The sequence below is a fragment of the Deltaproteobacteria bacterium genome, assembly GCA_020845775.1.
Lineage (GTDB): Bacteria > Bdellovibrionota_C > UBA2361 > SZUA-149 > JADLFC01 > JADLFC01.
Window position 1 is genome coordinate 1 of record JADLFC010000037.1, and the last position, 8,549, is coordinate 8,549.

General features: G+C 46.2%; 7 protein-coding genes. 5 read left to right on the plus strand and 2 right to left on the minus strand.

Going from position 1 to position 8,549, the window contains the following annotated elements; all coding sequences use genetic code 11:
* Together IT291_02570 and IT291_02575 are read right to left on the minus strand one after the other, a co-directional pair.
* On the minus strand, positions 1 to 800 hold an 800-nt coding region (locus IT291_02570; GenBank protein MCC6220103.1), incomplete at its 3' end, for a glycosyltransferase family 2 protein.
* Positions 797 to 2,470 (minus strand): hypothetical protein, encoded by a 1,674-nt coding sequence (locus IT291_02575; protein MCC6220104.1) that lies wholly within the window; start codon positions 2,468 to 2,470, stop codon positions 797 to 799. The genes IT291_02575 and IT291_02570, both read right to left, overlap by 4 nt.
* Before the next feature lie 258 nt (positions 2,471 to 2,728).
* Between IT291_02575 and IT291_02580 the strand changes: the two genes are divergently transcribed.
* The 5 genes from IT291_02580 (at position 2,729) to IT291_02600 (ending at position 8,481) form a co-directional block, all read left to right on the plus strand.
* Entirely contained in the window at positions 2,729 to 4,591 is a 1,863-nt protein-coding gene (locus tag IT291_02580) for a glycosyltransferase family 4 protein (protein MCC6220105.1), read from the plus strand.
* A 99-nt stretch (positions 4,592 to 4,690) separates the two neighbouring features.
* The gene (locus tag IT291_02585; protein ID MCC6220106.1) at positions 4,691 to 5,380 is read left to right on the plus strand and encodes a class I SAM-dependent methyltransferase; all 690 of its coding nucleotides are present in this window, start codon (positions 4,691 to 4,693) and stop codon (positions 5,378 to 5,380) included.
* A gap of 56 nt (positions 5,381 to 5,436) precedes the next feature.
* Positions 5,437 to 6,654, plus strand: coding sequence for a nucleotide sugar dehydrogenase (locus tag IT291_02590; protein MCC6220107.1), 1,218 nt, complete (start codon positions 5,437 to 5,439; stop codon positions 6,652 to 6,654).
* Between the two features lie 28 nt (positions 6,655 to 6,682).
* On the plus strand, positions 6,683 to 7,708 hold the full coding sequence (locus IT291_02595; GenBank protein MCC6220108.1) for an NAD(P)-dependent oxidoreductase: 1,026 nt from the start codon (positions 6,683 to 6,685) through the stop codon (positions 7,706 to 7,708).
* Positions 7,708 to 8,481, plus strand: a complete 774-nt coding sequence (locus IT291_02600) for a glycosyltransferase (protein MCC6220109.1) — start codon at positions 7,708 to 7,710, stop codon at positions 8,479 to 8,481. Before IT291_02595 ends, IT291_02600 begins: the two co-directional genes overlap by 1 nt.
* The last annotated feature ends 68 nt before the right edge of the window (positions 8,482 to 8,549 follow it).

The following is an 8,549-nucleotide window of genomic DNA, read 5'->3' on the forward strand; positions in this document are numbered from 1 at the left end:
ACGACTCGTCGATGATATCCAACTGCTTTAGGTACGTAACGACATTTCCATCCAAGCCACTGTCCGCGCCAGGCGAGGTCGGCGTCTTCTCTGTATATAAAAAACGAGTTGTCAAAGAGCTCTAGTGGTTCGCCTCGATTGCCGCTATGGAAGGCTGCATCGAGAATAAAGGGCCTCGAAAAAACGACCGCCGCGCCGCTTGCACCGAAGACGTAGCTCTCGGCATCGAATTGGCCAACATCGGCTACATTTGAACCCCTATCAAAGTGGCGAAGAGCAGGTGTCATGTACATTCCCGTCGAATCAAACTGTAGCGGCATTATGGGCTTTAGCGCAGTATCACTACGGTACAACTTCGGACAAGCTGCGCCAGCAAAAGGGTCGACCTTCAAGGCATCGACCAAGTAACGCAAGGCGTTCGGATTTAAGCGCACATCGGGATTTAGCAGCATGACATAATCAGCGCCAAGGTTTAGAGCCTTGGCAATCTCCTGATTGTTCGCTAGCGAAAAACCTAAATTGCTGGAATTTTTGCAGAGAATTATCTCCTCGCCAAACGCCCGGTTTACAAGATCCACAGTTCCGTCAGTAGAATTATTGTCCGCCAGCAGGACCAGTAAGTCGTTATTTAGCGAGAATCCGCTTTGGCTTAATGCCGAAGCAATGCACGTTTCAATCGTATCGGCGTTGTTAAATGTGACAATAATAACGGCAACTTTTAAGGCAGTATCCGGTCGGGGCTTTTCTCTGCTATCGAGCGCAGTTTGCATCGTCGTCAACCCAAACAATTTGAGCCTCACTCTGTGCTATAGCAGATGGTGCGCATACAGAGACCGGAATGGCTAATTTTCCTATTTTGATAATAGAGTCCTAGCAATGGGTAGGGACTAGAATTAATCGCCCAGGGGCAAACACAGTGATCTCTATCGCTTTCTTGGGAGGAGATTTCAAGCAAGAAGGATTTTCCCTGCGAATCTTTTATTGGCGTAGTTTCAACTGATAGCCATTCGTTGTTGTGGACGAGTTCTGCTTCGACCGTTGCCGAAGCTACTAGCGCTTCTAACTGTGGAGTGCTATTGCGCGAGGAGCCCATTGTGGCGGATGCGTCGACTTCGTAAAGTTTTAAATTAATAGGGTTAAGACATTTTCTATCATGCGTCGCAACTCGAACTTCCACTTTGGCAAGGCCACTCATGCGGCAGGTGAAATATTGTCCGATGCTAGCAGTGCTTGAAATAGCTAGCTCCGAATTTTCTGGAAAGTCGAAAACTATGTCAGTCTGCAAGCTCTTGGTGGTTTGATAGCTCGAAATGAGATCTAGAAGTGGCTTAACGGCAATGTTCCATGAAAAGATTTCTCGTGCTAGGCGCGAGGCGTTCTTAGATTTCTCTCGTACCCTTTCTGGTTGCGAATAAATTTCCGCTAACACTTGCTCCATCGCTAAATTATCATTTGGTGAGATGCACCAGCCGGCGTCGAATTGTCTAATTAACATGCCAAGGTCGGCAAAATCGTTGTAAATTACCGGAACTCCAGCCCAAAGGTAAGTCGTGGAGCGAATAGTCATTGCCAACTGACGCTCCATGTTCCATTTCATTAAGTCCACGGCGACGTCGGCTTGTAGTAATTTCTCTACAAATAAGTCGAGAGGCAACATTGGGCAGGTCGACACATGAGGGTTTGCAGATAACTGCTCAAATAGGGTTTCGTATGTTCCAGATTTAATGTCGTAATTGGGATGTTTGCCGCCGATAAGAGTTAGCGATCCACTGCCGCGCGCCTTAATTTCTGAATTTACGGCAAGCAAGCCTTTAGTCGGATCCTGCCAAGGCAAGAAAACGCCCCCAAAGACAAAGCGCGGATAATCGTTTGAGTTAGGCCCTTCAAAATTGCGCTGAGGCAGTTTTGGATTAAGTGGCATGTGAATGGTAACTAGACGCCTCTCCGGTTCTGAAAGTTGCGCTCGGAGCAAGAAGGATAAAAAATACAAGCGCTGCGAGTTTCCGGAAACGACGAAGTAATCGGCAGTAGCCATAACGCCAAGTTTTGCCAGCGTAGCACCGTGTTGCTCTGGCGACTGCTGAAAGTGCCTTTCTAGCAAATGTGGGCCGGCAAGGTCGACTATTAGCGCCTGGCTGGGTTTCCTAGGTAAAATCATTGCAGGCCAATGTCCGCAGAAAATCACGTCAGGATTTACATCCGAAAGAATATTAGCCTGGTTAAAAGAATTAAAACTAAGGCGCTCGTAGTCCCTAAAAGTTCCTATTGCCGATGGGGGCAACTTTGACATGACTTCCCCAAAATTAGGCATCCTCTTAGCCCCATCTATAGCATTTTGCGGAACTGATACGACGACCTCGTGCCCATTTGCTCGCAATCCCTCAACCATCCCATGCGTTCGCAAAGCAGTGCCACTTGTGGGTAAACCTGCAATCGGCAATAAATCAGTTGCAAAAACGATAAATTTCATACTGTTATCTACTGAGCATATTTTTCGTCCGTCGCCCCAGCGAAACTATATACGATTGAAAATTGCGGCTTTATGTCGTATATCCTCAAGGCGGATCTGCTTATTCCGTGCGAAAAAGATTAATGTAATTCTCTATATATAATAAATAAATCCCTCTAACTTAGTTTCTCCGAAGGGTATATGTTTTTATATGATTTATTGGCAGTTTAAATAATGTTTGATGTAATTCGCAATATACGCGCGCGAACCACTTAGTCAATGAAAGTACTTCTTTTTAGCAACGACCTTATGCCATTTGGCGAGCTCCCCACCAGTGGTGGAGGCTTGAGGTGCTATCAGCTAATGCGCGGATTAGAGAGTAAGGGGATAGAAGTTATCGCATCTATGCCAGGATTTACGTACTTGGCAAAAAAGCACTATCCACAGATTCCACCCGAATACCGCGAGTTGCTTTGGACTTTTGACACTCAGGACGACATTCTTCGGCGCGAGCGCCCTGACGCCGTGTTATTTGCTTCTAATTGGGATCATTTTAATCTTAAAGGAGATGTAGACATTCCGCTCATAATTGACTTACACGGCTCGCGCCTTGTCGAGACTTCTATGTGGGGGCGACCGGTTAGCACTGAAAGAAAAGTAAAAGTATTATCTCGTGCCGACTGTCTATTAGCGGCGGGCAAACGCCAGCGCTTATATTTTTATGGATGGTTGCTGCAAGCGGGTCGCGTTTGTGGCGATGAGCATTTTATTCGCTACATTCCAATTTCGCTTTCGCCCGAGTTGCCGTTACGTCTGGAGTTTTGCGGTAGTGACGATTTATTGCCGAAGTTTGTAAGTGGGGGAGGGTGGTTCCCCTGGCAAAACCAATCTCGCGCGGTCTTTGCAGTTTGTGAAGAAATTGTTCGCAGGCAAAAAGGTTCAATTGCCATTTATGGCACACCACACGAGCGCCAGGGGAATTCAGCTCGCGAGGAGTTTATTTTTGATACTTATCAGCGCGTAGCAAATCTCGCCAAACGGTCAAGCCGCATAGGTGTTTATGACTACGTGGGCCGGAACGAGTTAATAGATATTTACAGAAGTTCGAGCGTTGCAGTTGAGGCTATGGAGTACAATCTCGAGCGAGAACTAGCGTTTACCACGAGAACTATTGAGTATATGTGGTGTGGTTTGCCCGTTATCTACAACAACTATTCAGAGTTAAGCGAGCACATTGCAGAGTTCGATGCGGGCTGGCTAGTAGATACGGCTGGTATAGACAGCATCAATCAAGCTGTTTCTGAAGTTTTTGAGGATGCGTTATTGCTAGCGAAAAAAGGGTCTAACGCCGCATCCCTCGTAGCGAGTCGCTTTACGTGGGATAAGACAATTTTACCTTTGGTCGACTTTCTTGAGCACCCGGTTAAGGCAAAAGCTGTGGAGCCAGTTTTAGGAGCTGTTTGTGGTCGGCCAGCCTATTTAAACTACCAGGGCGAAACTGTGGACGTGCATTTGGGAGGAAAGCAATGTCGCGTAGAGCAAGAGTTTGTGATCCCAGCTGAAAACATTAGGGGAGTTGAGTTGCCAGTGTCGCTTGCAAATGAGGCGGCTAGAAGTGCGATAGGCGGTTTAGAGATAAGTATTTTGACGAGAGGTGGCCTACCGGTTAGACGCCTAAAAATTATGGCTTCTGATATACCCATAAAAGGTAGGCTGAATATTTCATTTCCGCTTTTTTTTCGGCCACGGGGCGGGAGTCGTTTTCGTCTGCGCCTTAATCTGGTGCGCAGTGGTGGCTGTGACTCGATGCAGGCGTTCCCGCTGATATTAGATGGTTTGGAGCGCGCTATATATCCGTTTATTGCAGCGCCACAAGTCCTCGACGCTACGGCAACTAATGACTGCAGCAAGAAAAAGAAAGCAGAGGTTATTTGTTTGGGGTTTATCCCCGATGAGAACAACCGGCTCTATCGCATTGAGCTTTTGACAAAGCGAGCCATTTGGTTATTGCGGAGAGGAGAATGGAAGAGGGTTTTTAGAGCAACAAAAAAGTATGCCCCAAAAATAGTTCGCCTATTTGGGCGATACAGCTCAATTATTAAAGCGTTTAAGTTGGCTATGGCAGAACGAGGTAGAGTTTAGTTTTTTTAATTGGCCGATAAGGGCGTGTCGAAAAAAGGACGTCCTAAAAAGGATAAAACAGAGATGGCAAGAGAGCAGCGACAATTATCAGAGATGAATATGGTTGTTCCTTGGGAAGAGGGCGCTAGTAAAGAAGAGACGGTATATGCAAAACGGTTTTCCGAGATCGAAGATCGCGTTCGTCAGGAGACGTGGAAAGTTTTGGTTGAAGATTTTTTTCAACAATATGTTTTGCCAACCGATACGGTGTTGGATTTAGGTGCTGGGGATGGAAATTTTATTAAGAATATTCGAGCGCGAAAGCGCCTCGCTGTGGATATTAGTCCACATGTTTTGGCACTTCGACAGGAAGGGATAGAGACTATTCAGGCCCCAGCAACTCAGTTAAGCGATTCTGTCGGCTCTTTGGTCGACGTGGTATTTATGAGCAATTTTTTGGAGCACATGCCGCATAAAAGTGTCGCTATTAAGGTTTTGGAGGAGTGTTATTCTGTGTTAAAACCCGGGGGAAAGGTGCTAGTGTTGCAGCCAAATATTCGGTATACGGGTGCTGCGTATTGGGATTATAGCGATCACCATATTCCGCTTACAGAGCACAGTTTAGTTGAAATGCTTGAAGTATGTGGTTTTGAAATTGAGAAAGTTGTTCCCCGGTTTTTGCCGTATACTGTAAAGTCGAGGATTGGTAAATTGGCTGGCCCTGCAACTGTTAGGCTCTATTTAAAGTGTCGAATGTTATGGCGACTCTTTGGGCAGCAAACTTTTGTAGTTGCATATAAGCCTAGCTGAATTGACGAGTGATCAGTATTATTTAATTGTTCGAGTAACGGTGGCGGGTATTTAACATGAAGTCCTTAGACATTAGAGAACAAAATATTGTCGTTATTGGCGGTTGTGGGCATGTGGGTTTGCCGCTGGGAGTAACATTTGCGTTGGCTGGTGCTAAGACGTTTTTGGTGGATATTGACCAGCGAGCTGTGGATACGGTTAACAGCGGCCATTTTCCATTCCTTGAGAAGGGAGGAGATGCCGAGCTCAGAGCTGCGCTCGAAATGGGTCTAGTCGCGACAACTGACCCGCGCGCATGTCGCGATGCCAATGTGTTAATCTTTGTTACCGGCACGCCTGTAGATGAGCACCTAAATCCAAAACTTTCCGACGTCATTCGCATCTTTGACAATTATCGAGAGTATTTTTCAGCAGGTGTGGCGATTATAATGCGCTCTACGCTCTTTCCAGGCACTATGGAGCACCTAAAACACCGCTTAGACGCTATGGGTGTGGCGGTGAGGCTCGCCTTTTGTCCTGAGCGGGTTTCTCAGGGGTTTGCCCTGGAGGAAATAAAGACTCTGCCGCAAATTGTATCTGCTTTTGACGAGGAGAGTTTTCAGATAGCGAGTTCACTTTTTGCTGCAATTGCGCCGAGTATTATACGCTTAAACCCATTAGAGGCTGAAATTACAAAGTTGATGGCAAACGCGTGGCGGTATTTGGAGTTTGCCATTGCTAATCAATTTTACATGATAGCCGAATCAAAGGGCGTAGACTTTTATCGCGTATATGACGCAATCCGCCACGATTATCCGCGCGCCTCTGGATACAAGGCGCCGGGTTTTGCGGCTGGCCCATGTTTGTTTAAAGACACTATGCAGCTAGCTAGTTATTTCGACAATCAGTTTTATCTCGGGCATTCGGCCATGTTAGTAAACGAGGGGTTGGCAACTTTTGTAGTTGACAGGATGAGTAAAATGTTGGGCGGAAATCTTTGGGGCAAGACGGTAGGTTTGCTAGGGATGGCGTTTAAGTCAAATAACGACGACATTAGGGAGTCGTTAAGTTATCGCGTTAAGAAGGGTTTGGAATTTGAGGGTGCGACGGTGTTGTTGAACGACCCGTTCATAGCGGACTCTAAGCCCCTGGATGAGTTGCTGCAAGAGGCTCATGGGCTGATACTTTGTACGCCGCATAGGGAGTACCAGGATTTAAAAATTTCTAAACCTATAGTAGACGTCTGGGGGTATTATCGGGATAGGACGCTCGAAATTTCAAGTGGGAATTTGTAGTTTTGCTTTTTTAAAAGAGGAATTGTTAGTGGGAAAGAAGATACTAGTTACGGGATCGGCTGGGTTTATTGGTGGATATGTAGTGCAGGAGTTGCTTAACAACAAATGGCATGTTGTTGGAGTAGATAACTATTCCAAGTATGGTTTGATTCAAAAATCGTACGATTCTAATCCACGTTATGAGTTTCATCGTGGCGATGTAAAGAACGTAGATTTTTTAAAAGAGCTAATTAGCGGCTGCGATCACGTGCTTGCCGGCGCGGCGATGATCGGGGGGATTAGTTATTTTCACGAGTTTGCCTACGATTTGCTGGCGGAGAATGAGCGCATTATAGCTGCGACCTTTGACGCCGCTATCGATGCTTTTGAGTCTGGAAAGCTAAAAAAAATTACCCTTTTAAGCTCTAGCATGGTTTTTGAGTCGACTAATATTTTCCCTACTCCTGAGGGAGCCGAATTAAAATCGCCGCCGCCGCTAAGCACCTATGGATTTCAGAAGCTTGCCTGCGAATATTTTGCAAGGGGTGCTTTTGAGCAGTATCGACTCCCTTACACCATCGTGCGTCCATTTAACTGTGTAGGAGTTGGAGAGCAGCGCGCGTTAAGCGATAAAGAAATTGTTTCTGGCAATATTAGGCTTGCCATGAGCCATGTTGTTCCCGATCTCATTCAGAAGGTGATTAAAGGGCAGGATCCGCTACATCTTTTGGGCGATGGTTCGCAGCTCAGGCATTATACTTATGGCGGGGATTTAGCGCGCGGGATTAGGCTGTGCATTGAGGATGAGCGCGCACTGAATGAGGATTTTAATATTTCCACTGCTAGGTCTACTACAGTTTTAGAGTTGGCGGAGTTAATTTGGAAGCGCATTAATGGCGACAAGCCGTTTAGATACGTTTGTGACAAGCCTTTTGTTTACGACGTTCAGAAACGCGTTCCGGATTGTTCCAAGGCGAGTCGCGTTTTGGGGTTTGAGGCGACGACTAGTTTAGAGAATATATTGGATGAAGTTATTCCCTGGGTAGAGGAGCAGGTAAAGCTTGGTAACATCTGATGGTTGTTTTGGGCGATAGAACATCATTAGCGGCTCCTCTTAGCAGTCCCAAGAACTGGGCTGTGCAGTTGTTAGTGCCGGTTTATAACGAGGCTGAAAATGTTAGGGTTCTTTACAATGGACTTCGTAGAGAGGCTATAGAATTTGATGCGCTTACTTTTGTCTACGACATGGATGGCGATACCACTTTGCCTGTTATTAAGGAACTCGCGCAGGCCGACAATCGCATAAATGCGCAAAAGAATGCCTATGGGCGAGGTGTGTTGAATGCTCTTAAGTGGGGTTTCTCGCAAGTTAGTTCGGGCCCGGTGATTGTTTTAATGGCGGATAATTCGGACAAGCTCTCGATTATTCCCGAGATGATTGAGATGTGGCAGAAGGGAGCGGTAATTGTTTCTCCTTCGCGCTACATGCGAGGGGGTAAGCAGTATGGTGGCGGGTTAATTAAATCCACGCTTTCGCGGCTTGCTGGCGTGTCGCTCAGTTTAATTGGGTTCCCAACCGCAGACGCCACGAATAATTTTAAGCTTTACGATGGCGAATGGCTAAAAGCTCAACAAATAGAAAGCGTAGGAGGTTTTGAGGTTGCGCTTGAACTCTGTTACAAGGCTTTTAGAGCCAGGAAGCCCATTAATGAGTTACCAACTGAATGGAGAGATCGCACAATAGGAAAGAGCAATTTTAAACTCATTTCATGGATGCCGCATTATCTGAAATGGTACTTTAAATCTTTCGGGCTTATTGCGAAGCGAATTTGTTTCTTCAAAACATAGCAAAGTGCAAAAAATACTGGCGTTCGAGGTTCCCAGGTTATTCCATGTTTCCGTCTCGGCAATTACTA